Origin of the sequence: Oerskovia merdavium (assembly GCF_014836755.1) — a bacterium.
Lineage (GTDB): Bacteria > Actinomycetota > Actinomycetes > Actinomycetales > Cellulomonadaceae > Oerskovia > Oerskovia merdavium.
This window is the reverse complement of sequence record NZ_JACSQF010000004.1, coordinates 222,014-243,921: the sequence shown is the minus strand read 5'-3', so window position 1 is coordinate 243,921 and position 21,908 is coordinate 222,014. Positions and strand designations below refer to the sequence as shown.

20 protein-coding genes are annotated in these 21,908 nt (G+C 71.0%); 12 read left to right on the top strand and 8 right to left on the bottom strand.

The window, feature by feature from the left end:
• Positions 1-114 precede the first annotated feature (114 nt).
• Positions 115-699, top strand: a complete 585-nt coding sequence (locus H9641_RS06020; protein WP_191801908.1) for a hypothetical protein — start codon at positions 115-117, stop codon at positions 697-699.
• 178 nt (positions 700-877) lie between these two features.
• Here H9641_RS06020 and H9641_RS06015 read toward each other — a convergent pair whose 3' ends face one another.
• Both H9641_RS06015 and H9641_RS06010 read right to left on the bottom strand, forming a co-directional pair.
• Complete coding sequence (locus H9641_RS06015; RefSeq protein ID WP_191801904.1) at positions 878-1,087, bottom strand: hypothetical protein; 210 nt, start codon at positions 1,085-1,087, stop codon at positions 878-880.
• 108 nt (positions 1,088-1,195) lie between these two features.
• Positions 1,196-1,444, bottom strand: a complete 249-nt coding sequence (locus H9641_RS06010; protein ID WP_191801903.1) for a DUF2630 family protein — start codon at positions 1,442-1,444, stop codon at positions 1,196-1,198.
• A 221-nt stretch (positions 1,445-1,665) separates the two neighbouring features.
• On the opposite strand from H9641_RS06010, the gene H9641_RS06005 reads away from it, so the two are divergent.
• Positions 1,666-1,935 (top strand): GlsB/YeaQ/YmgE family stress response membrane protein, encoded by a 270-nt coding sequence (locus tag H9641_RS06005; RefSeq protein WP_191801902.1) that lies wholly within the window; start codon positions 1,666-1,668, stop codon positions 1,933-1,935.
• Between the two features lie 178 nt (positions 1,936-2,113).
• Here the strand turns inward: H9641_RS06005 and H9641_RS06000 are convergent, their stop codons facing one another.
• Positions 2,114-2,797: a rhomboid-like protein gene (locus H9641_RS06000; RefSeq protein ID WP_191801901.1), complete on the bottom strand. Its 684-nt coding sequence runs from the start codon at positions 2,795-2,797 to the stop codon at positions 2,114-2,116.
• A gap of 513 nt (positions 2,798-3,310) precedes the next feature.
• Between H9641_RS06000 and H9641_RS05995 the strand changes: the two genes are divergently transcribed.
• The 3 genes from H9641_RS05995 (at position 3,311) to H9641_RS05985 (ending at position 6,533) form a co-directional block, all read left to right on the top strand.
• Positions 3,311-3,805 carry an FBP domain-containing protein gene (locus H9641_RS05995; RefSeq protein WP_191801899.1) on the top strand — a complete coding sequence of 165 codons (495 nt, stop codon included), beginning with the start codon at positions 3,311-3,313 and terminating at the stop codon, positions 3,803-3,805.
• A gap of 97 nt (positions 3,806-3,902) precedes the next feature.
• Positions 3,903-4,304, top strand: coding sequence for a VOC family protein (locus H9641_RS05990; RefSeq protein ID WP_191801898.1), 402 nt, complete (start codon positions 3,903-3,905; stop codon positions 4,302-4,304).
• Between the two features lie 192 nt (positions 4,305-4,496).
• Positions 4,497-6,533, top strand: a complete 2,037-nt coding sequence (locus H9641_RS05985; RefSeq protein WP_191801897.1) for a beta-galactosidase — start codon at positions 4,497-4,499, stop codon at positions 6,531-6,533.
• A 152-nt stretch (positions 6,534-6,685) separates the two neighbouring features.
• Here the strand turns inward: H9641_RS05985 and H9641_RS05980 are convergent, their stop codons facing one another.
• Positions 6,686-8,026, bottom strand: a complete 1,341-nt coding sequence (locus tag H9641_RS05980) for a glycoside hydrolase family 30 protein (RefSeq protein WP_191801896.1) — start codon at positions 8,024-8,026, stop codon at positions 6,686-6,688.
• 128 nt (positions 8,027-8,154) lie between these two features.
• Positions 8,155-9,456 (bottom strand): MFS transporter, encoded by a 1,302-nt coding sequence (locus tag H9641_RS05975; protein ID WP_191801895.1) that lies wholly within the window; start codon positions 9,454-9,456, stop codon positions 8,155-8,157.
• A gap of 301 nt (positions 9,457-9,757) precedes the next feature.
• Here H9641_RS05975 and H9641_RS05970 point away from each other — a divergent pair, with 301 nt between their 5' ends.
• The 6 genes from H9641_RS05970 (at position 9,758) to H9641_RS20640 (ending at position 16,786) form a co-directional block, all read left to right on the top strand.
• Positions 9,758-10,402, top strand: coding sequence for a TetR/AcrR family transcriptional regulator (locus tag H9641_RS05970; protein ID WP_191801894.1), 645 nt, complete (start codon positions 9,758-9,760; stop codon positions 10,400-10,402).
• A 156-nt stretch (positions 10,403-10,558) separates the two neighbouring features.
• On the top strand, positions 10,559-12,082 hold the full coding sequence (locus H9641_RS05965; protein WP_191801893.1) for a glycoside hydrolase family 43 protein: 1,524 nt from the start codon (positions 10,559-10,561) through the stop codon (positions 12,080-12,082).
• A gap of 76 nt (positions 12,083-12,158) precedes the next feature.
• Positions 12,159-13,082 (top strand): PhzF family phenazine biosynthesis protein, encoded by a 924-nt coding sequence (locus H9641_RS05960; RefSeq protein ID WP_191801892.1) that lies wholly within the window; start codon positions 12,159-12,161, stop codon positions 13,080-13,082.
• A 123-nt stretch (positions 13,083-13,205) separates the two neighbouring features.
• Complete coding sequence (locus tag H9641_RS05955; protein ID WP_191801878.1) at positions 13,206-14,654, top strand: MFS transporter; 1,449 nt, start codon at positions 13,206-13,208, stop codon at positions 14,652-14,654.
• A 108-nt stretch (positions 14,655-14,762) separates the two neighbouring features.
• Positions 14,763-15,476: a LytR/AlgR family response regulator transcription factor gene (locus tag H9641_RS05950; RefSeq protein ID WP_191801875.1), complete on the top strand. Its 714-nt coding sequence runs from the start codon at positions 14,763-14,765 to the stop codon at positions 15,474-15,476.
• Positions 15,473-16,786, top strand: a complete 1,314-nt coding sequence (locus tag H9641_RS20640) for an ATP-binding protein (protein WP_191801873.1) — start codon at positions 15,473-15,475, stop codon at positions 16,784-16,786. Before H9641_RS05950 ends, H9641_RS20640 begins: the two co-directional genes overlap by 4 nt.
• A gap of 312 nt (positions 16,787-17,098) precedes the next feature.
• Here the strand turns inward: H9641_RS20640 and H9641_RS05940 are convergent, their stop codons facing one another.
• Positions 17,099-18,127, bottom strand: coding sequence for a glycosyltransferase family 2 protein (locus H9641_RS05940; protein WP_191801870.1), 1,029 nt, complete (start codon positions 18,125-18,127; stop codon positions 17,099-17,101).
• 14 nt (positions 18,128-18,141) lie between these two features.
• The gene (locus H9641_RS05935; protein WP_318244404.1) at positions 18,142-18,735 is read right to left on the bottom strand and encodes a hypothetical protein; all 594 of its coding nucleotides are present in this window, start codon (positions 18,733-18,735) and stop codon (positions 18,142-18,144) included.
• A 564-nt stretch (positions 18,736-19,299) separates the two neighbouring features.
• Here H9641_RS05935 and glf point away from each other — a divergent pair.
• Positions 19,300-20,451: a UDP-galactopyranose mutase gene (glf, locus tag H9641_RS05930; protein ID WP_191801868.1), complete on the top strand. Its 1,152-nt coding sequence runs from the start codon at positions 19,300-19,302 to the stop codon at positions 20,449-20,451.
• 15 nt (positions 20,452-20,466) lie between these two features.
• Here glf and H9641_RS05925 read toward each other — a convergent pair whose 3' ends face one another.
• On the bottom strand, positions 20,467-21,756 hold the full coding sequence (locus H9641_RS05925; protein ID WP_191801865.1) for a hypothetical protein: 1,290 nt from the start codon (positions 21,754-21,756) through the stop codon (positions 20,467-20,469).
• Positions 21,757-21,908 lie beyond the last annotated feature (152 nt).

Genomic DNA, 21,908 nt, shown 5'->3' with positions numbered 1-21,908 from the left:
CCCTGAGCTCCCCGGGGAGCTCTCCCCATTCCGTCGGGGAGCCGCTACCAGTAGAATCGGCGCGCACGTCATCGCTCCACCATGGGGCGAGGCTTCCGTCCCGATGGGGGAACCATGCACGCCGCCGCACCCGTACCGACCACGACCGACCAGCCGCTCTGGGTCGAGGGCCGCAAGAAGATGCGGCTGACGGCCGCCGCCTCCCCGTTCCTGGCCGCGGCGCTGCTCACGATCATCGCGTTCCTGCGGTTCGGCGACGAGGAGAGCTTCGGGCTGTACCTCGTCATCGCGCTCGTCGCGGTGCTCGCGATCATCGTCCCGTTCCTCGTCTACTGGGTGCGCCAGGCGACGCCGTTCTCGGTCGACCTCGCGGCCCGCACCCTGCGCATCGGCGACGGGCCCGCCCGCCCGTTCTCCGACGTCACCTACGCGTACACGCGGATCGAGCAGGGCTCGCTCACGCTGCGCTTCGGGTTCTCGGAGACCGACCGCACCGCGATCCTGCGCAACATCACGCAGGTCGTGAGCTTCCGTCTGCCCGAGGCCGACGCGCGCGCCCTCATGGAGGTCTTCGCGGGCTCGGGCCTGCCCGAGGAGAGCGTGGCCACCAAAGCCTTCATGGCGCAGAAGGTCCAGCTGGGCAAGGCCGACGCGATCGAGGTCGTCGCCGCGCTCGCGCAGCTCCCGCGCATCGCCTGAGGGGGCCCAGCCTGAGGAGGGCCCAGCCTGAGGAGGGCCCAGCCTGACGTGGGCACCGCCTGACGTGGGCCCAGCCGGACGCGCTGCCGCTCCGAGGGCACGGCGGACGGTCACGGAGATCGACGAGGGGCCCAGCACCGTGCGGTGCTGGGCCCCTCGTCGTGCGTGCGGTCCGGCGTCAGCGGTCCCGTCCGGCCATCGGGATGAAGCAGCCGAGGGTCACCATCACGAGGCCCGCGGAGAAGATCCAGGCGTGACCCGAGTCGACCGTGAAAGCCCACCCGAAGGCGACCATCCCGCCCACGAACAGGATGAAGGCCACGAGGAAGCGGGCGATGGCCCCGGCTCGCTCGGTGGCCTCGTTGCGCTGCGTCGTCTGGCTGCTCATGCTCTTCGCTCCGTACTGGTCGTGTCGTTCGGTGGGGTCTCGCGGGGTTCCCCCGCGCGAGCGGGAGGCGTCTGCCCGACGACGTCACGCACGCGAGGCGATCGGCCGTCAGTCCAGGTAGTGCTCCACCGTACCGGCATCCCGGATCGACGCGGCATCCGGGTCGCTCCCGAACTCCCGTGCGGCGTCGCGCTGGCGCAGCAGGTCCCAGCACTGGTCGAGCTCGGTCTCGATCGCACGGAGCCGCTCGTGCTCCTCTGACGCGCTGATCTCCCCGCCGGCGAGCTCGTCGCGCAGGCGACGCTCCTCTGCCACCAGGTCGCCGATGTACTGCCGGATCCCTCGGTCCTCGGTCATTCCCCCACGGTACGACCGGGGCGCGGCGCGCGCCCGACGGGTCGTCGGGCCGCGCGCACGGGTGCGCGTGGTGGCACCCGTCGCGACCCGTCGCAACCCGAATCGGCCGGAACGTGACGTGTCCGACGATCTACCCCATTCGGGGTGCGAGTCCCGTCGAGGGGTGTCAAGGTATGTACTTACCGGCCAATACGGCACATTCGGGACAAAAGGAGAATGACATGGGTTTCATCGCATTCATCGTTCTGGGACTGCTCGCCGGACTTATCGCTCGCGCCATCCTCCCGGGCAAGCAGACCGGATCGATCCTCATGACGATCCTCCTCGGCATCGTCGGCGCCCTGCTCGGCGGCTGGCTCGGGAGCGTCCTGTTCTCGGCCCCGCTCGAGAACTTCTTCTCGATCCAGACGTGGCTGCTGGCGATCGTCGGCTCGGTCATCGTGCTGGGCATCTACGGGGCGGTGCGCGGCCGCAACGGTCGGACCGCCTGACCCACCCGCTCCCCCAGGCCGCCACCGCGCGCTCGTCGCGCCCCGTCCGGCCGCGGTGGCAGAGCGAAGGGCCCGCCTCCTCGTCCTGAGGAGGCGGGCCCTTCGTGCATTTCGTCGCTCCGCCCGGACGCGCGACCCCGCGGGAGCGGCACCGGGAACACCTCCGACCCCGCCAGGGTCAACGCCCCGGGATATCCCCCGCCCACCCGGCCGCCTGCCGGGTCCGCCCCGCGACGAACGCGACCGTGAGCCCGATGACCAGCGCGGTCGTGTGACCGACCGCCGCGAAGTTCCGCTCCAGGAACCCGGGGCCCACCCAGTAGACGACCACGAACGCGATCCACCACCAGCGCCACCGGCGCGGCACCACCACGGTGAGGAACCCCATCACGGTCGCCATGACGTAGCTGACCCCGACGTCGTCGACCCTCGCGACGCCCGGGTTGACGAACCCGTGGAAGATCCCGGTCGTCAGGACCATGGCCGTGAAGACCGTGGCCCCGACGTGGCCCATGAACCCGACCGCGAGCGCCCCGAGCCGGCCGACGAACCGTTGCGCATAGGCCAGCACCACCAGGAGCTGGAGCACCAGGAGCACCTCGCCCGCGCTCGAGATGACGAACGCGCTCGCGAGGAGCACCGAGAAGGGGCGGTCGCGCAGGTTCGCGAGGTTGGTGCTCGTGTCCTCCAGGACCTGGTCGCGGGTCCCGTCGGGCAGGAACCACAGCACGACCGCGACCAGGAGGACCACGGTGCAGTAGGCGATCGCGAAGTCTGCCCGGCGGACCGTTCGCCACACGTCGGTCAGCGCGTGTCGCACGAGCTGCGGGGCGCTCGCGCTCCCCGTCGGGGCGTCCGTCATCACGCCACCGTACGTCGGGGTGGGCCTGCGAGCGCCCCGAGGGTACGCCTCCAGCCCGCCCCGTCCGCACGGGGCGCCCGGCGGGGCGCCCGGCGGGGCGCCCGGCGGGGCGCCCGGCGGGCCCCCACGTGCGGTGACCGAAATCTCCTGGGGCGGCTCCGCCGTCGGGCGTACCATCGACGGAGAGCTGTGCCGTGGGACGAGCCCACGGCCACCTGATCTTGGAGCGCATCACGATGCAGCGAGGAAGCGGGGCGGCCGTCCTGGCCTGCTCGGGCGCGGGCCGGACGCCCGCCCAGCACGCCTGACGCCCCACGGCGCCACCCCGACGGACCGCACGGTCACGTCGGCCGATCGGCGTACCTCGGCGGACGTCCCGTCCCCCGGTGACCTCGTGTCGCCGGACGGACCGGCCCCCTCCTGCCGTCGCTCGACGCACGCACCTGCCGACCCTCGTCGGCCGAGCAGCGCGCCGCGCTCACGACGGCCCCTCCGCACGAGAGTGGTAGAACCATGAACCCCCTGACCGAGAAGCAGATCCGCGCGTCCTTCGTGAACGCCTCGCGCCGTGAGGCGTCCCAGCTCACGCTCCCCTCCGACCTGGCGGACCTTCGCTGGGACCGCCTCGACTACCTGGGGTGGGTGGACCGCAAGGCGCCGCTGCGCGCCTACGTGGTCCTGACCGTCGACGACGCCCTGGTGGGTCTCGCGCTGCGTGCCCCCGAGGGCACGGCGTCTCGCCGCCGCGCGGTGTGCGCCTGGTGCGAGGACGTCATCGCGACCGACGACGTCTCGCTGTACGTCGTGCGTCGGGCCGGTGCGGCCGGCCGCAACGGCGACACGATCGGCACCCTGATCTGCACCGCGTTCGGCTGCTCGAGGAACGTGCGCCGCAAGCCGACGATCGTCGAGGCCGGGCAGGACCCGGCAGGGCTCGTCGAGCGGCGCATCGCAGGGCTGCGCGAACGGTCCGTGAAGTTCGCGCGCGAGGTCCTGCGCGAGGTCTGACCGCGCGCGGGAGCGTGCCGCGGGGCGGTGCTGGGCGACCCCCGCACCGCCCGGCGGCCGCCACGCCCGGGACGCGCGCCGCCGCTAGGCTCCCGTCATGATCCGCCTCGAGAACGCCACGTACCTCGTCCACGACCTGGACGACGCCATCGCCTTCTTCACGGACGCGCTCGGTTTCACGCTGCGCCAGGACCAGACCTTCGAGGGCGGGTGGCGGCGTGTCGTCGTCGGCCCGGGCACCGGAGGGGACACGGCGGGCACGGGACTGGTGCTCGCCCTCGCGACGTCCGACGACGCGCGCGCCCGCGTGGGTCGGCAGGCGGGCGACGAGGTCGCGTTCTTCCTCCAGACCGACGACTTCACGACCCAGCACGCCCGGATGCTCGCGCACGGCGTGCGCTTCCGTGAGGAGCCCCGCCACGAGGCCTACGGGACGGTCGCGATCTTCGAGGACCTGTACGGCACGGCGTGGGACCTCATCGAGCCGCCGAGCGCCTGACCCGGCGCCTCCCTCTCGCGCGCGCCGCTGCTCACGCCGGGAGTCGCGCGGCCGGGCGCCCGCCGCATGGTGGGACGCCGCCGCCCGCGGTCGCCCCACGGTTTCACTACCGAGTAGATACTCGGTAGTGTCGGTCGTGATGCCACGGCCCCCGACGACGTGGGGCACCGGCCACGCGACGAAGGGTGAGAGATGGACAAGATCTTCTACGGCACGGCCTACTACGACGAGTACCTGCCGTACGACCGCATCGCCACGGACACGACGATGATGACCGAGGCCGGGCACACCGTGATCCGCATCGCCGAGTCGACGTGGAGCACGCTCGAGCCCCAGCCCGGGGTCCTGGACTTCTCGCACGTCGACCGCGCGCTCGACGCCGCGGCCCGCGCCGGGCTCGACGTGATCGTCGGCACCCCGACCTACGCCGTGCCCACGTGGCTCGTCGCGTCCTACCCCGAGGTCCTCGCCGAGACGACCTCGGGCCGCGGGCGCTACGGCGCACGCCAGATCATGGACATCACGCACCCCGCGTTCCGCCTGCACGCCGAACGCATCATCCGGGCGCTCGTGGACCACACCGCGCAGCACCCCTCGGTGGTCGGCTTCCAGCTCGACAACGAGACCAAGTTCTACGACACCGCGTCCCCCGCGGTGCAGCGCGCGTTCGTCAAGCACCTGCGCACGCTGTTCGACGACGACCTCGGCGCTCTCAACGAGGCGTACGGGCTCGACTACTGGTCCAACCGCGTCGACGCCTGGGAGGACTTCCCCGACGTGCGCGGCACGGTCAACGGCTCGCTCGGCGCAGCCTTCGACCGCTACCGCCGCGGGCTGGTCGACGAGTACCTGGGCTGGCAGGCCCAGATCGTGCGCGAGTACGCGCGCGACGACCAGTTCCTCACGCAGAACTTCGACTTCGACTGGTCGCCCGGCTGGTCCTACGGCCTCCAGCCCGCGGTCGACCACTTCAGCGCCGCGCGCACGGTCGACGTGGCCGGCGTCGACATCTACCACCCCACGCAGTCTCGCCTCACGGGCAAGGAGATCGCGTTCGGCGGCGACATGACCCGCTCGATCAAGGACGGCGCGAGCTACCTCGTCCTCGAGACCCAGGCGCAGGGCCAGATGGGCTGGCTGCCCTACCCGGGCCAGCTCCGCCTCCAGGCCTACAGCCACCTCGCGTCCGGGGCGTTCGGCGTCATGTACTGGCACTGGCACTCGATCCACAGCTCGTTCGAGACGTACTGGAAGGGCCTGCTCTCGCACGACCTCGAGCCCAACCCCACGTACGAGGAATCGGGGGTCGTCGGGCGCGAGTGGGCCGAGCACGGCCAGTCGCTGCTGCACCTGCGCAAGAAGAACCGCGTCGCGATCATGGTCAGCAACGAGGCCCTCACGGCACTGCGCTGGTTCACGCTCGAGACGGGGTTCATCGACGGGGTCTTCGGCTCGTCGATCGGCTACAACGACGTGCTGCGCTGGGTCTACGACGCCCTGTTCGACCTGAACGTCGAGGTGGACTTCGTGCCGCCGAGCGTCGAGGACCTCTCGCAGTACGCGATGGTCGTCACGCCCGTCCTGTACACGGCCCCCGAGTCGACCCTCGCGACGCTGCGCGCGTACGTCGAGCAGGGCGGCCACCTGGTCTCGACGTTCCGCACCGCGGTCGCCGACGAGCACGTCAAGGTCTGGCACGACCGCGCGCCCCACGGGCTCACCGACGTGTTCGGCATGACGTACAACCAGTTCACGACGCCCGACGGCGCCCGCCTGGCCCCCGCGGGCCGGCTCGCCGACGCGGTCGACGGCACGCCCGAGGCGCGGGCGCTGCTCGAGCTCCTGCGCCCCGAGGGGGCCGAGGTCCTCGCGACCTACGACCACCCCGCCTGGGGCGAGTACGCCGCGATCACCCGCAACCGCTTCGGCGCGGGCACCGCGACGTACCTGGCCACCATGACCGAGCCCGAGGTGCTGCGCGACGTCCTCGGCGCCCTGCTGCGCGACGCCGACCTCTGGTCGTGGCCGCAGGACCTCGCGGGTCGCGTCACGGTCCGTCGGGGCACCAACGGCCGCGGCCGGGAGCTGACCTACCTGCTCAACTACTCGGCGGCCACGGTCGAGGTCCCCTCGCCCGTCACCGCGACCTCGGTGCTCGACGGCGCCTCGGTCACCGAGGGCGACGTGCTCGCCGTCGGGCCGTGGGACCTGGTGGTCCTCGAAGGCTGACCCTTCCGCGCACGACGCACCACGACGAGGGCCGGTCGCTCCTCCTGCGGGAGGGGCGACCGGCCCGTTTCGTCCGTCGTCGTGCTCGGCCTCCACCGGACAGGGCTTCGCCCCCCGCCCCGCGAGGGACGGAGGGCGGAGGGCGCTTCCCGTCAGGCCGGGACGACGAACGTGTTGAGCGAGCGCGGCGCGAGCGTCGCGGTGAAGGAGCGCGAACCGTCCTCGGGGTCGGTGAACGAGAACCGCTCGGCGCGGTCGAGCGCGTTCTGCACCACGACGGCCACCGAGCCGTCCGGGTTCTCGTAGGCGGACCCCTGCGCCGCGAACCGACCCGTGGTGCCCAGCTGCACGGCCCCCGGTCGCACTCCCGCGCTGTAGTGCTTGAGCACGTAGTACTCGGGGTTGCGCGTGAACGTGCGCGTGGCCGGGTCGACGGTCACGAGCGAGTTCTGGGGCCAGCCCCACGTGCTGAGCCCGCCCGGCTCGAGCGCCATGTTCCAGTAGGTGTAGCCCGTCGCGCCGTGCTGCAGGTAGTGGCGCACCAGGTGGAAGACGTACTCCGCGTCCTGCCACGCGTTGTCCCCGAACCCGCACTCGGACTCGGTCTGCATGATGTCGAGCTCGGGCCACGCCTCGTGCGTGCGGGCGATCGCGTGCTGCCCGGCCCACTGGTAGCCCACGCCCGCGAGGTACCGGCGGGCGTCGTCGTCGAACAGGATGTTGTCGACGAAGCGCGCGTAGTTCGTGAGCTTCTGGCCGGCGGCCGTGAACGCCATGTCCTCGGGGCCGTTGAGGGTACCCAGGTAGATGTCGACGTCGAGACCCGACGCCTCGACGACCGGGCCCAGGTGGTCGCGCACGAACGTGCGCAGCTGCTCCGAGCTCCACACGCACGACGGGAACTTCTGGTCCGCGAAGACCTCGTTCTGGACGTGGACCTGGTCCACGCGGATGCCTCGCGCCGCGTACTCCTCGACGAACCGCACGAAGTACCGCGCGTAGGCGTCGAGGTTCTCGGGCGTCATGACGAGCGTGCCGAAGTTGTACGCGGGCGGGTTCTTCATCCACGTCGGCGGGCTCCAGGGCGAGCAGTGCAGCACCATGTCGTCCTGGTAGCGCTGCGCCTGGCGGATGTAGGGGATCACCGCCTCCTCGTCGCGCTCGACGCTGAAGTGCTCGAGCGCGAGGTCGCCGGGCACCTCGTCGTAGCTGTACCAGGACGACGCGAAGTCGTTGGCGCCGATCGCCGACCGGTTGACCCGCAGGTTGAGCTCGTCGGGGTGGAAGAGCTCGCGGTACACCTGCTCCTGGTCCGCCTCCGAGAGCGAGGAGATCGCGCGGTACCCGAGCTCGTTGAACGTGCCGCCGAACCCGCGGATCGGTCGTCCGCGCGTGCCGGTCAGGCTCAGGCCGCGGTCGGCCGTCGCGCCGGGCGTGGGCTCACCTCCGTCCTGCCAGCGTGCGTCGTCGGTCGAGGTCACCCAGGTGGTCACGTCGTTCTCCTCAGGATCGGGGCGGGCGGTGCAGGTTCGGCAGGCCCGAGGGGCCGGGTGGTGCGGTGGTGGGGTGGCGCGGCGCGCGGCGGTGGTCCGCGGCGCACCGCACCGGAGGGCGGTACGGCTCAGCGCACGCTCTTGATGCGCGTGATGAAGAACGCGCCGAGCAGGGCCGCGACGATCGAGACGGGGAAGACGACCGAGTAGCTCCCCGTCGCGACGACGAGCGCCGAGGTGACGAGCGGTCCGACCGTCTGCCCTGCCGTCGTCGACAGGTTGAGGATGCCGAGGTCCTTGCCGGCCTCCTCGTCGTTGGGGAGGACGTCGACGTTGAGCGCCTGGTCCACCGAGGTGTAGACGCCGTAGCCGAACCCGGCGATGCCGGCGAACAGGAACATGCCCATGGGCGAGGGCCAGATCCACGGCATCGCGATACCGACCGCGAAGAGCACGCTCGAGACCACGACAGGCAGCTTCCGGCGACCGATGCGGTCGGAGATCGGCCCGGCGACCACGGCACCGAGCAGCGAGACGACGAGCAGGATGCCGGACATCGTGGCGATCGTGACGGCCGACTCGGCGACGGTCTGCCCCACGTGATCCTGCACGATGTAGAGCTGGTAGGCCATGATCATCTGGTAGCTGACCAGCATGAAGAGGCGGCCCGCGAAGGCCAGGTAGAAGTCCGGGGCGTTGCGCGGCGGACGGAACGAGAGCAGCAGCTCCTTGAGGCCGCCGGCCGCAGGGGGCAGGTCCTGGGCCGAGCGCTCGCGCGGCCAGACGACGAGCGCGACGACCGCGCCGCCGATCATGAAGGCGCCACCGAGCACGAACCCGGGCACGGCGTTGGTGATGAACAGCGCTCCGACGAGCGAGCCGAGCGGGGCGCCGGCCGCGAGGCCACCGCCGTAGAACGCGGACATGGTGCCGCGCAGGCTCTTGGGCACGCGGTCCGCGAGCACCGCGACCGCGGGGGCGAGCATCATGTTGAGGCCCACCATGCTCACGCAGTAGGCCAGCGTGATCAGCCCTGCGCTGGGCAGGAAGCCGACGAGGGTCAGCGAGACGCCGCCCAGGACCGCGCCGCCCAGGATCCAGGGGGCACGGCGGCCGAACCTGCTGCGCGTACGGTCCGAGAGGTTGCCGAACACGAGGTTCGACACGAGCGAGACGATCGCCGTGATCGCGCTGATCGACCCGAGGAGCGTCTCGGGCGACTCGACGCCGATGTCCCGCAGGCGCTGAGGCAGGAGGACGGCCGCGACGATCTGGAGGCCCACGATCCACAGGAGGCCGAAAGCCAGGAAGCCGGCGCCGAACCGGAGGACGCGGCCGCGCGTCAGGGGACGCCCGGTGTCGGGAGCAAGATCCTCGGTCGAGCTCTGCGCCGAGGGGTCGTCCACCGTGACGACGGGGTGTGCATCCATGTCAACCTTCTTTGGTCGAGGCAGTTCCTTCTGCCGTTGGCGCGGGGTCGGACAACTCCACGCCGAGTCGTCGATACCCGGCCGAGAACCACTACCGAGTACCTACTAGATAGAAGGGAACGTAGAACTCGCTCGACGACGCTGTCAACTTCCCAGAGATCCCTGGACGCCCCCTGGAACCCCCGGATCCACAGCGTGAGACGCCCGTCGGAGCGCGGCCCCGCTGGCGGATGGAGAACCGACCACCGACGCCTCCCACCTCCCCTTCGGCCCTGACCCGCGGGTGCGCTAGCGTCAGGGAATGCCCAGCACCACGCAGGAGACCCCTCGCCGCCGCGTCCGCCTGACCCCCGACGAGCGACGCGCGCAGATCCTCGAGGCCGCCGCGCGGATCGTCGCCGAGAAGGGCTTCTACGGCCTCTCGCTCCAGGACGTGTGCGACGCCGTCGGGCTCTCCCAGCCGGGCCTGCTGCACTACGTGCGCAACAAGGAGGGCCTGCTCCAGCTGCTCGTCGAGCAGCGGTACGACCGCCGCTTCGACCCGGACGACTTCATCGCGACGGGAGACCCCGCCGCGACCCACCCCGACGGCGTCTCGCTCCCCGCGTACCTGCGCTACCTGGTCCGCAACAACGCGCGCACACCGGAGCTCATCCGCCTCTACATGGTGCTCGGCGCCGAGGCGGCGTCGCCCGAGCACCCGGCCCACGAGTACTTCTCGCAGCGCCCCGACGGCGTGTGGTGGCTCTACTCCCAGACCACCTGGCGCCTGCCCCCCGAGGTCGGGCCGTGGGAGGACCAGCGGACGCTGGTCGAGATGTGCATCGAGGCCATGGACGGGGTCCAGGTCCGGCTCTTCCGCGACCCGCCCATCGAGCTCGAGGACCAGTGGGCCCGGTTCGAGCAGGTCCTGTTCCCCTCGCCCGTGTGGGACGACTACCGCTGAGGCGCCGAGCACCGGGCATTACCGGTCGGTAGGCATTCGGGGTACGCTACCGAGTAACCACTCGGTAGGAATTCAGGTCGAGGTCGACCGTGGCACGTCGCCGACGACGGTCGGGCTCACGCCTGCGCCTGCTCCCCACCACCGAAGGACCGCTCCGTGCGCAATCCCCTGATCCCTGGCTTCCACCCCGACCCCAGCGTGTGCCGCGTGGGCGACGAGTACTTCATCGCGACGTCCACGTTCGAGTACCTCCCGGGGATCCCGATCTTCCGGTCGACCGACCTCGAGCACGTCGAGCTCCTGACCCACGTCGCGGTGCGCGACGGTCAGCTCGGCACGACCGGCGTGCCGACGGGCGGAGGCACCTGGGCCCCCACGATCCGGCACCACGACGGCAGGTTCTACCTCGTGGTGCCCGACATGATGGGCACGGGGCGAGGCAACGTCCTCTTCACGGCCGACGACCCGGCCGGCCCGTGGTCCGACGGTGTCGTCATGGACGTGTTCGGCATCGACCCGGACATCGCCTGGGACGACGAGGGCACCTGCTACATCACCATGTCTGGTCTCGGGTTCGAGGAGGACGGCACCGCGGTCCACCTCGGCATCACCCAGGTCCGGCTCGACACCGAGACGGGGGCCGCGCTGAGCGAGCCGCGCCCGCTGTGGTCGGGCACGGGCGGCATGTTCCCCGAGGCGCCCCACCTCTACCAGGTGGGCGACCACTGGTACCTCATGATCGCCGAGGGCGGCACCGAGCGCGGGCACGCCGTGACGATCGCCCGCGGACCGTCACCCGAGGGCCCGTTCGAGGGGTGCCCGCACAACCCGCTCGTCACCGCGCGCGGTTCCGACCGCCCCGTGCAGAACACGGGCCACGGCGACCTGGTCCAGCTCCCCGACGGTTCGTGGGCCATGATCCTGCTGGGCACGCGCCCGCGTTCCATGACGCGCGCGTTCGCGCCCATGGGGCGCGAAACCTTCATCACGCCCGTGACCTGGGACGACGACGGCTGGCCGCACGCCGAACCCGTGGTGCTCGACGAGCGGCACGAACCGGTCGAGCACACCGTCACCTTCCCGTCCGACGCCCCCTCGTCGCTCGACGGGTTTGACGGCGAGGTCGTCGCCGTGCGCGCCTTCCCCCGGGACGTCGCCGACCTGGAGGCCCGCCCGGGGTGGGCCCGCCTGCGCGGCACGGGCGAGGGCATGGAGGCGACCAGGCCGACGTTCCTCGGGATCAGGCAGACCACCGAGGCCTGCACCGTCACCACGACCCTCGACGTCTCCGAGGGCGCGGGCGGCCTGTCGATGCGCTACGACGAGAGCTCGCACCTCGACCTCGAGGCGACGAGCGACGTCGTGACCCTGACCATGACCGCGCGCGGCCTCGCCCAGTCCTGGTGCCGCGAGCGCAAGAACGCCGACGAGCCCGCTCGCCTGCGCATCGTCGCGGACCCGCCCCTCGTCGGGAAGGCCGTGCTGGGCGCCTCGTGCGACCGCCTGCGCGGCGAGGTCTGGGAGGACGGCGGGTGGGTCGAGGTCGGCGGGGTCGACGGCGCGTTCCTCTCGTCGGACTTCTGCGAGTCGTTCACCGGTCGGGTCGTGGGCCCGTACGCCCGCGAGGGCGTCGTCGACGTCGCCGAGATCGCGTACAGCGGCCAGGACGTCGAGCGCTGAGGCACGCGACGCCCGCGCCGGGTCGGCGGCTCCCGCCCCGGCGCGCCGACGCGAGCCGGGCGGTAGCGTCGGACGCATGACCCCTCCGCCCCGGAACCGCCCGTTCTCGCAGGTCGACGTCTTCACGACGACCCCCTACCGGGGCAACCCGGTCGCGGTGGTGCGTGACGCCGTCGGGCTGGAGGACGACCAGATGGCCGCGTTCGCCCGCTGGACCAACCTCTCCGAGACCACGTTCCTGCTGCCCCCCTCACCCGAGGGTGCGGCCGCCGGAGCGGACTACCGCCTGCGCATCTTCACGCCCGCGGGCGAGCTGCCGTTCGCGGGGCACCCGACGCTCGGCTCGTGCCACGCGTGGCTCGCGGCGGGCGGCACGCCGCGCGAGCAGGGGGTCGTGGTCCAGGAGTGCGGGATCGGTCTGGTGCCGCTGCGCCGCGACGCGTCGTCCACCCCGCCCGACGGCGGAGCCGCCCCGGGTGGTCGGCTCGCCTTCGCGGCGCCCGGTCTCCTCGCGGACGAACCGCTCGTCCCCTCGACCCTCGCCGCGATCACGCGCGCGCTCGGCCTGGAGGCGCGCGACGTCGTCGACCACCGGTTCCTCGACAACGGGCCCGGGTGGCGCGTGCTGCTGCTCGGCTCGGCCGAGAAGGTCCTCGCGCTCGACCCCGACTTCACGGGCCTGGGCGACCTGGCGATCGGCGTCGTGGGGCCGTACGGGGCGCTCGGCGACGGCCGGTACGACGGCCCGGACGGGGCAGCGGTCGAGGTGCGCGGCTACGCGCTCGACATGGGCATCCCCGAGGACCCGGTCACGGGCAGCCTCAACGCGGTCGTCGGGCAGTGGCTCATGCCCGACGGGCTGCTCCCGCAGGCGTACGTCGCGAGCCAGGGCACGGCGCTCGGGCGGGCCGGGCGCGTGCACGTGACGCGCGACGGTTCCGGGGCCGTGTGGGTCGGCGGCGACGCCGTGACGTGCATCGAGGGGACCGTTCTGCTCTGAGCCAGGCGCCGGCCGGGGCCGGCGGGGCTCCGGTGAGCAGCACGCCGGGTTGGGCCGGACGTCGTCGTCCCGCCCAGGGAAACAGTGTGAGAGCGCGATCCCAGGCGGCATAGAGTTCATCCAATGTCAGGGAACCTCACAGTCGTTCGCGCGCGCTGGTCGTTGATGGCGCTCTTCGCGCTCTTCGGCATCGTGGGCACGAGCTGGATGACGCGGCTGCCCTCGATCCGCGACGCGCTCGGGGTCTCCTCGGCCCAGCTCGGTCTGATCCTCATCGTGGGCGCGGTCGGCGCGCTGTTCGCCGTGGTCTCGACGGGCGCGATCGTGTCCCGGTTCGGCAGCCGCAGCACCCTCGTGGCGGCCACGGCCCTCAACCTCGTCGCCCTGCTGCTCGTCGCATGGGGCACCGCGGTGGGCAGCGTCGGGATCTTCGCGGTCGGGGCGTTCCTCAACGGCGTGAGCGGCGCACTGATGAACGTACCCATCAACCTCAACGGCGCGCTCGTCGAGCAGCAGGTGGGGCGCGCGATCCTGCCGCACTTCCACGCGGCCTTCTCGATCGGCGCGGGCGCCGGTGCTCTCGTGGGCGCCGCGTTCTCCGCGGCCCATATCCACATCTCGGTGCAGCTCGTGATCGTCACGGTCGCGGTCGCGGTCGCCCGGGGCGTGACGATCGGACCCGCGACGGTGTTCGCGCCCGAGCGCCGCGCCGGTGCCGAAGCCGCGTCGGGCGTGAGCCCGGCCGAGCTCGAGCACGACCTCGCCGAGTCCCCCGCGGGCGCCGCGACCGAGCCCGCGGTGTCGGGGGCCGTCGTCGACGAGGCGGACGGTGCGGCTGGCGCAGAGGCACCGCCAGTCGCCGCAGGTGCCGGCCCGGCCCGCGCGACCGGCAGCTCCGACGGTGACAGCACCGCCCGGGGTGCCCACGTCGCCCGGGACGCGGCGCAGAAGCCGCCCAGGCGTGGCGCGGGCATGCGCTCGGCCCTGTCGGCGTGGCGCGAGCCGCGGACCATCCTCATCGGTCTGGTCCTGCTGGCCTCGTCGCTGTCCGAGGGGTCGGCGGGCAACTGGCTCTCGATCGCGATGGTCGACGGCTTCGAGGTGCGCGAGGCCGTGGGCGCCATGGCCTACGGGACGTTCGTGGGCGCCATGACGGTCTTCCGCTTCGCCGGGACGGGCCTCATCGACCGGTTCGGACGTGTCACGGTGCTGCGCGCCTCGGGCGTCTCGGCCCTCGTGGGCCTCCTGCTGTTCGGCCTGGCCCCGCAGATCTGGCTCGCGTGGTTCGGGATCGTGCTGTGGGGCTGCGGCGCGGCGCTGGCCAACCCGATCGCGATCGCCGCCGCGTCCGACGACCCGCTCCGCTCGCCCGCGCGTGTGTCCGTCGTGACGTCTTTCAGCTCGTTCGCCCAGCTCACCGCTCCCCCGGTCCTGGGTCTGCTCGCCGACGAGATCGGGGGCCGCTACGCGCTCCTGACCATCTGCGCGGCCATGGTGCTGAGCCTCGCGCTGGCCGGCCAGGTCAAGCCGCTGCCTCGCGAGGCAAGGACCCTCGTGCCCGAGCGCGCGTAGCCTCGGACATCACGTCATGACATGCCCGAATCCGCCTGTTCGCACGGATTCCAGGCCGTCCACGCTTGGTATCTTGGGGGGTCATCCCAGAGGAGGTCGAGCAGTCCTATGATCCGCATCGGCGTGGTCGACGACGAGTCGGCGAGCAGGCAGATCGTGCTCGATCACCTCGATCGCTATCAGGCGGAGAACGACGTGACGTTCGACGTCCGCACGTTCGCGGACGGGCGCGAGCTCGTCACGGGGTACCGACCCGAGTTCGACATCCTGTTCCTCGACGTCCAGATGAACGACCTCGACGGCCTGGACACGGCCCGGCACCTCCGCACGCTCGACACGCGGGTCGTCATCGTGTTCGTCACCAACATGGCCCAGTACGCGATCCACGGCTACGAGGTCGACGCCCTGAGCTACCTCGTCAAGCCCGTCCCCTGGTTCGCGTTCTCCCAGGAGCTGCGTCGCAGCATCGAGCGGGTCCGGCGGAGCGGGACGGACTCGGTCATGCTGACCGTGAACGGCGAGCTGGCCCGTGTCGACCTGCTCGACGTCGTCTACGTCGAGAGCATCAAGCACCGGGTCGTCGTGCACGCGGTCGACCGGACGTACTCGTTCACGGGCACTCTCAAGGCGTTCGAGGCAGACCTCGGCGACAAGGGGTTCTTCCGGAGCAACAGCTGCTACCTGGTGAACATGCGCCACGTGACGGCCGTCAAGCAGAGCACGTGCGTCATGCTCGGCGGGGACGAGCTCCAGATCAGCCGCCCGCGCAAGCGCGCGTTCCTCGACGCGCTCGCCGACCACGTCGGAGGGCACGTCGCGTGATCGGGGATCTCCCGACCGACATCCCCCGCGGTTTCACGGCCTTCGCCGAGTGGTCCGCGTGCCTCGTCTACATCCTGCTCCTGCGCAAGCGGTTCACCCCGCCGGTCCTGGCCCTCGCGCTGGGCCTGGGCCTGGGCCTCCTGTGGGCCGTCCAGACGTTCGCGGGCGGGCTGCCGATCGCCCTGTGGACCCTCGGCATGGCGATGGCCGTCGCCGCGATGTTCGCCGTGGTCGTGGTCTGTGCCGACGTCTCGACGCGCGAGGCCGGGTACTTCACGGCGCGCGCGTTCGTGCTCGCCGAGCTCGTCGCGTCCCTCCACTGGCAGCTCTACAGCTATGCCGTCGACCAGGGCTTCACGGGGGTCGGCATCCAGGTGGGGTTGCTGGTCCTGGTGTACGGCGCGGCGTTCACCGCGGCCTACTTCATCGAGCGGCGACATTTTCCACCCGACCAACGGCTCGACGTCGACCGCCGTGGCCTGCTGAGCGCGTCGTCGATCGCCGCTGTCACGTTCCTCATGAGCAACGTGAGCTTCGTGAGCTCGAACACCCCTTTCAGCGCGCAGTTCGGTCCCGAGATCTTCTACATCCGCACGCTCGTCGACCTCGCGGGATACGTCGCTCTCTATGCGCAGCAGGGGCAGCGGCTCGAGCTCCAGCGCGCGGTCGAGGTCGAGGCGATGAACCGGATGCTGCACTCCCAGCACGACCACTACCTGCACTCCAAGCGGAACATCGACATCGTCCACCGCAAGTATCACGACCTCAAGCACTTCGTCACGGCGATCCGTGCGGAGGAGGACCCGGACGCGAAGGCGTCGTACCTCGACCAGCTCGAGGAGAGCATCCAGGGATACGGGGCGCAGGTCGAGACGGGGAACCCCGTGCTCGACACGATCCTGACGTCGAAGACGTCCCAGTGCACCGAGCTCGGGATCACCCTGACGTGCGTGGTCGACGGCGCAGCCCTGTCCTTCATGGATCCCATGGGACTCAGCGCGCTGTTCGGCAACGCGCTCGACAACGCGATCGAGAGCACCGCGACCCTGCCGGACCCGGAGAACCGGCTCGTCCGCGTCGCGGTCTACACCCAGAACTCGCTCGTCCTGGTGCGCTTCGAGAACTACCACCTGGGCGACCTGGAGTTCGACGACGGGATCCCGCGCACCACCAAGGGCGACGCGCTCAACCACGGGTACGGCCTGCGGAACATGCGCCAGGTCGTCGAGAGCTACGGCGGCTCTCTCACGGTGCACACCGAGTCCGGGTGGTTCGTGGTGCGGGCTCTGATCCCGGTCCCGGAGCGCTGAGGGGGCTCGAGCCGGACGGCCCCGCAGCCCCGCAGCCCCGCAGCCCCGCAGCCCCGCAGCCCCGCAGCCCCGCAGCCCCGCAGCCCCGACCAGGGTCTCCCCCGGGGGTGGGTGGTGTTGTTCGCGCAGCCACCACATTTGTGGTGGCTGCGCAGAAACATCACCGGGGGTTCTCCTGGCGTGTTCGCCGAGCGAGGCCTCGGTGTGAACCATGCGGGCGGGGGCTCGACGCGGGCTGGGTTCGGTGGTGAAGCCGGGCCGGGCCGGGTCGGTGGTGAAGCCGGGCCGCTAGCCGGTGCGCCGGGGTGGGTGCTAGTTGAAGCCGATGACGCGTTGGGCGGTCTTGTACGCCAGGACGGAGATGGTGCGCCCGGGGCGTCCGGGCAGGTTGGAGATCTGGTGCAAGGTCGTACGGCGCAGGCGCCGGTACAGGGCCGGGTCCTGGGTGCGGACCTCGGCCCAGAAGGTGTCCTTCTTGGCCAGGGACTGGCGGGTCCCCGAACGGATCAACAGCATCGAGGAGACGACCGAGACGATGTTGATGTAGTGCAGCATGTACCGCGCCAGGGCGCGCGGGGCACCGGGGTCGGCGCGCACCGCGCGCAGGTGCTCCATCATGGCCCGGTTGATGCGCAGCTGCTGATCGACCCGCGAGATCATCACGTCCTCGTTCACGGACTGGTCCGCACGCCCGATGTAGTACCGGTACAGGTCCACGTCCAGGTAGTACAACGTCCGCACCGCGGGCAACGGCGCGTACGCGTAGAGGTTGTCGACGTAGAACGAGTGCTCGGGCAGGACCAGCCCCACCTCACGCAACAAAGCGGTCCGGTAGATCAACGAGTGCATCAAGATGTACTGCGACGGACGAAACCGCCCCACCTGCTCCCACCCGATGACCCGGTCCCGGGGCAGGGCGTTGGTGTACCGCACCGCGGTCTTCTTGCGCTTGTCGACCTTCTCGTAGACGAAGTTCGACACCAGCACGTCCACCACCGTCCCGGACCCCACGAACCCGCCCAACGTCTCCAGCACCCGCCGGTAGGCGTCCACCTCGAGCCAGTCGTCGGAGTCCACGATCTTGATGAACGCCCCACGCGCGTGCCTGAGCCCGGTGTTGATCGCCGCCCCGTGCCCCCCGTTGACCTGATGGATCGCGGTCACCACCCCCGGATACGCCGCCGCATACCGGTCCGCGACCGCGCCCGTGGCATCGAAGGACCCGTCGTTCACGATCAAGATCTCGACCAGGTCACCACCGGGCAGCAACGACTCGATGCACCGGTCCATGTACGCCGCCGAGTTGTAGCACGGCACCACGATCGTCAACAGCTTGCTCATCAGGACAACACTCTTCACACTTCCTGGCCCGCACGGGCCGACGACACGTCCACCCCACCCGACCCACCCACGTCAGCAGGCTCGACGGGCTCGGGCTCGCGCTTGAAGATGATCTTGAAGATCGGGAAGAACACCCAGAAGGATAGGACGGCGTTGATCATCATCGTGACCATGTCGGCCACCGTCTCCCCCGTCTTGCCCATCCCCCACGTATCGATCAACAGCTCGTACACCGGCGCCTTGTACCAGCCCTGCAACGCCGCCGCCGCGAACGTGATCACCACGTACGCCACCGTGTACCAGAACGCCGCCCGCCAGATGTTCGTGTTCGACTTGAACGTCACGTTGCGCTGCGCGAAGAAGTTGATCACCTGCGCGATCAACAACGTCACCTGCACCGCCAAGAAGTACGCCAACCCACCCCCACCCTCAGGCAACCCACCCGCGGCATAGTCGAACAGGTAGAACGGCGACCCGTCCGGATTCGACCCCACCGCCAACACCTGAAAGCTCGTGTCCACCAACGACGTCAACCCGAACCCCGCCTTGAACAACGGCATCAACGCCAGCTGCAGCACCGTCACACCATTGCTCAGCACGAAGAACACCAAGAACTGAGCCAACCCCGGCCGACGCTCCACGAACCCCGACCACCACCCACGCAACCGACCCAACAACGACGACCGCCCCCCAGGACGACGGCTCGGGCTCGGGGTCGGCGATGGTGCCGTGGGAGTGCTCACTGCGTTGTGCTCCTTGCTGACAGGACGCTCGAGGACGTGAAGTCCGTGCGCCTGATCCGGACACGAGGGCCGCGACTGCTGCGGTCAACCCCTCGTCGTGGGACGACGGCGACACCCGTCCGCGGGGACAGGGCGTCGTCGGCAGTCAAGCACCGGATCACCAGCCCCTCCGGGGCCTGTGCACAACCTGTCGATCGGGACGCATGATCTGTCGCCCAGCAACCCCGGGAACCGGCGCGTGCGGCCGCCCCGTCTGCCGTCCGAGGTTCGTCCCGGAAGGATGCCCGGCCACGCGCTATATGCTGCAGTCCATTCGAGCTCGTCGGCGCCCGTGACCTCGATCCTGAGCCTGAGGTGGAGCACCCGGGCCCACGGGCGCCCCTCGGCGCAGGTGCGCCGAGCGACGCGACGACCCGTGCAGCTGGGAGCATGATGACGGATCTCGTGGTGGTGGGAGCAGGCCTCTTCGGTCTGACCGTGGCTGAGCGGATGGCGAGGCTGCACGGCGTCGAGGTGCTCGTGATCGACCGGCGACCCCACGTCGGAGGGAACGCCTACAGCGCCGTCGAGCCCGAGACCGGCATCGAGGTGCACCAGTACGGCGCCCACCTGTTCCACACCTCGAACGAGCGCGTGTGGGAGTACGTCAACCGGTTCACGCAGTTCACCTCGTACGTGCACCGGGTCTACAGCACGCACCGCGGCGAGGTCTACCCGTTGCCGATCAACCTGGGCACGATCAACCAGTTCTTCCGCAGCGCCCTGGGACCCGAGGCCGCCCGCGCGCTCATCAGGGAGCAGGCGGCCGAGCTCGGAGGAAGGACCCCCCGGAACCTCGACGAGCAGGGGGTCAACCTCATCGGACGTCCGCTCTACGAGGCGTTCGTGCGCGACTACACGGCCAAGCAGTGGCAGACGGATCCTCGAGAGCTGCCGGCGTCGATCATCTCGCGGCTCCCGGTCCGGTACACCTACGACAACCGCTACTTCTCCGACACGTACGAGGGCCTTCCCGTCGACGGGTACACGGCGTGGCTCGAGCGCATGGCCGATCACCCCAAGATCACGGTCCGGCTCGCCACCGACTTCTTCGACCCCTCCCAGCCGGTCAGCAAGCAGGCGGTCGTGGGGCAGGTCCCGGTCGTGTACACGGGCCCCGTCGACCGGTACTTCGACCACTCCGAAGGCGAGCTCTCCTGGCGCACGCTCGACTTCGAGCAGGAGGTGCTCGACGTGGGCGACTTCCAGGGGACGTCGGTCATGAACTACCCCGACGCCGACGTCCCGTACACACGGATCCACGAGTTCCGGCACTTCCACCCCGAGCGCGACTACCCGGACGACCGGACCGTCATCATGCGCGAGTTCTCCCGCTTCGCCGGGCGCACCGACGAGCCCTACTACCCGGTGAACACCGCGACGGACCGGGAGCGCCTCGCCGCCTACCGCCGCCTCGTCGACGAGGAACCGGGGGTCTTCTTCGGGGGACGCCTGGGAACCTATCAGTACCTCGACATGCACATGGCGATCGCGGCCGCGCTCTCGACGGTCGACAACAGGCTCGGCCCGCTCTTCTCCTGACCGTCGCAGCCCTCCTCAGGCGACAGGCTGCTCGTCGCGTTCCTTGAGCGCCTGGGCCACGGCCTCGGCGACCTTGCGCTCGTCGCTCGCGCGCCGCCGTCGGGCACCGCGACGCTGCAGGACGACGCCCCCGACCACCAGGACGAGCAGCGCGAGGGCCGACCACGGCACGGCGAACGTCGAGGCCGAGCCCGTGGCGGGCGCGACCGGCAGGGGCGCGGCGTCGGCCGCACCGATCGCGGTCACCACCTCCGCCGAGACCGTGACCGAGCCCTTGACCCGGCCCAGCGGCCAGACGCCCTCGACCGTCACGGTCCGCGTCAGCGACGTGCCGGGGAGCATCTCGGGGAGCTCGACGCGCGGCGCGCTCTGCGCGCCCGCGCCCCACGGCCCGGCGACGCGCACGGACCGACCGGGGGCCAGGCGCGTGTTGCCGTCGTTCGTGACCGTGAAGGTGACGACGGCGTCGCCCGCGGCGAACGGGTTGAGGGTGCCGTCGTAGGTGACCGACACGTCGTCGACCACGACGGCCGGTACCAGGTCGCCCGCGACGCGCAGGTGCATGCGCGAGCCGAGGCGGCGGTCGACGCTCACTCCCTCGGCGTTCTCGACGAGCAGCGAGGACACCACGCCCGCCGCGTAGTCGCCCGGCGTCGCGTCGGCGGGGACGGTCACGGTGAAGGGCACGACCGCGGTACCGCCGCCCTCGATCGTGACGTCGTCGGCCTCGAAGGTCACCCACGAGCCGAGCGCCTTGGACTCCTCGCCCGCGGGCAGCAGGTCGAGCTCGCCGGCCTCGGTCATGTACCCGTCGGCCGCGTAGACGCGGAACGTCAGCGGCCCCTCGGTGTAGTTGGAGACGATGATCGCGTCGTCGAGGCTCGTCCCGGGCTCCAGGCCGTAGGCGTAGTTGGGGCGGTCGGTGCCGTGCACGGTGTCGGCGGGGCGCACGCCCCAGGTGACGGGTGTCGTCACGGCGGGAGCGTCGGGCTCAGCAGGTGCGTCCGGCGCGGGCGCGGCAGGGTCCACCTGCCCGACGGCGGCGCTCACCACGTGCGGGAGCGCGACGGTCCGTGCGGCGGCGGGCGATGCGACGGCTGACGCTCCGGGGGCGACCAGCGAGACGAGCAGGCCCACGACCAGCGTGACCGCCAGCACGGCGAGGAGCCACAGGGCGTGGCTGTGGCCGTTCTCCCGCTGATGAGCACGCACGTTGCGCTGCGCGGAGTGCAGGTCCTGCGTGGCCTGCACGGCCTGGCTCGCGCCGTCGCGCGCGGCCTGGGGGGAGAGGTGCTGGGTCGCCATGGTCGTGCCTGCTTTCGTGGGTTCCGACCGAGGGTAGCCGGGCGGTCCGCCGCGTCGGGGCGGCCGTCCGTGCCCGTCAGGAGCAGCCCGTCAGGGGTGCCGGTCAGGAGAGCTGTCGAACGGTGGTGGGGGGGGGGGGGCGGGGGCCGGGG

What these genes read in the sequence shown, in the direction of transcription:
- H9641_RS06020 (WP_191801908.1), top strand. Translation starts at nt 115, where the DNA reads ATGCACGCCGCCGCACCCGTACCGACCACGACCGACCAGCCGCTCTGG.
- H9641_RS05990 (WP_191801898.1), top strand. Translation starts at nt 3,903, where the DNA reads ATGATCCGCCTCGAGAACGCCACGTACCTCGTCCACGACCTGGACGAC.
- H9641_RS06010 (WP_191801903.1), bottom strand. Translation starts at nt 1,444, where the DNA reads ATGACCGAGGACCGAGGGATCCGGCAGTACATCGGCGACCTGGTGGCA.
- H9641_RS05970 (WP_191801894.1), top strand. Translation starts at nt 9,758, where the DNA reads ATGCCCAGCACCACGCAGGAGACCCCTCGCCGCCGCGTCCGCCTGACC.
- H9641_RS05995 (WP_191801899.1), top strand. Translation starts at nt 3,311, where the DNA reads ATGAACCCCCTGACCGAGAAGCAGATCCGCGCGTCCTTCGTGAACGCC.
- H9641_RS06000 (WP_191801901.1), bottom strand. Translation starts at nt 2,797, where the DNA reads ATGACGGACGCCCCGACGGGGAGCGCGAGCGCCCCGCAGCTCGTGCGA.
- H9641_RS05950 (WP_191801875.1), top strand. Translation starts at nt 14,763, where the DNA reads ATGATCCGCATCGGCGTGGTCGACGACGAGTCGGCGAGCAGGCAGATC.
- H9641_RS05925 (WP_191801865.1), bottom strand. Translation starts at nt 21,756, where the DNA reads ATGGCGACCCAGCACCTCTCCCCCCAGGCCGCGCGCGACGGCGCGAGC.
- H9641_RS05940 (WP_191801870.1), bottom strand. Translation starts at nt 18,127, where the DNA reads ATGAGCAAGCTGTTGACGATCGTGGTGCCGTGCTACAACTCGGCGGCG.
- H9641_RS05960 (WP_191801892.1), top strand. Translation starts at nt 12,159, where the DNA reads ATGACCCCTCCGCCCCGGAACCGCCCGTTCTCGCAGGTCGACGTCTTC.
- H9641_RS05985 (WP_191801897.1), top strand. Translation starts at nt 4,497, where the DNA reads ATGGACAAGATCTTCTACGGCACGGCCTACTACGACGAGTACCTGCCG.
- H9641_RS06005 (WP_191801902.1), top strand. Translation starts at nt 1,666, where the DNA reads ATGGGTTTCATCGCATTCATCGTTCTGGGACTGCTCGCCGGACTTATC.
- glf (WP_191801868.1), top strand. Translation starts at nt 19,300, where the DNA reads ATGATGACGGATCTCGTGGTGGTGGGAGCAGGCCTCTTCGGTCTGACC.
- H9641_RS05955 (WP_191801878.1), top strand. Translation starts at nt 13,206, where the DNA reads ATGTCAGGGAACCTCACAGTCGTTCGCGCGCGCTGGTCGTTGATGGCG.
- H9641_RS06015 (WP_191801904.1), bottom strand. Translation starts at nt 1,087, where the DNA reads ATGAGCAGCCAGACGACGCAGCGCAACGAGGCCACCGAGCGAGCCGGG.
- H9641_RS05975 (WP_191801895.1), bottom strand. Translation starts at nt 9,456, where the DNA reads ATGGATGCACACCCCGTCGTCACGGTGGACGACCCCTCGGCGCAGAGC.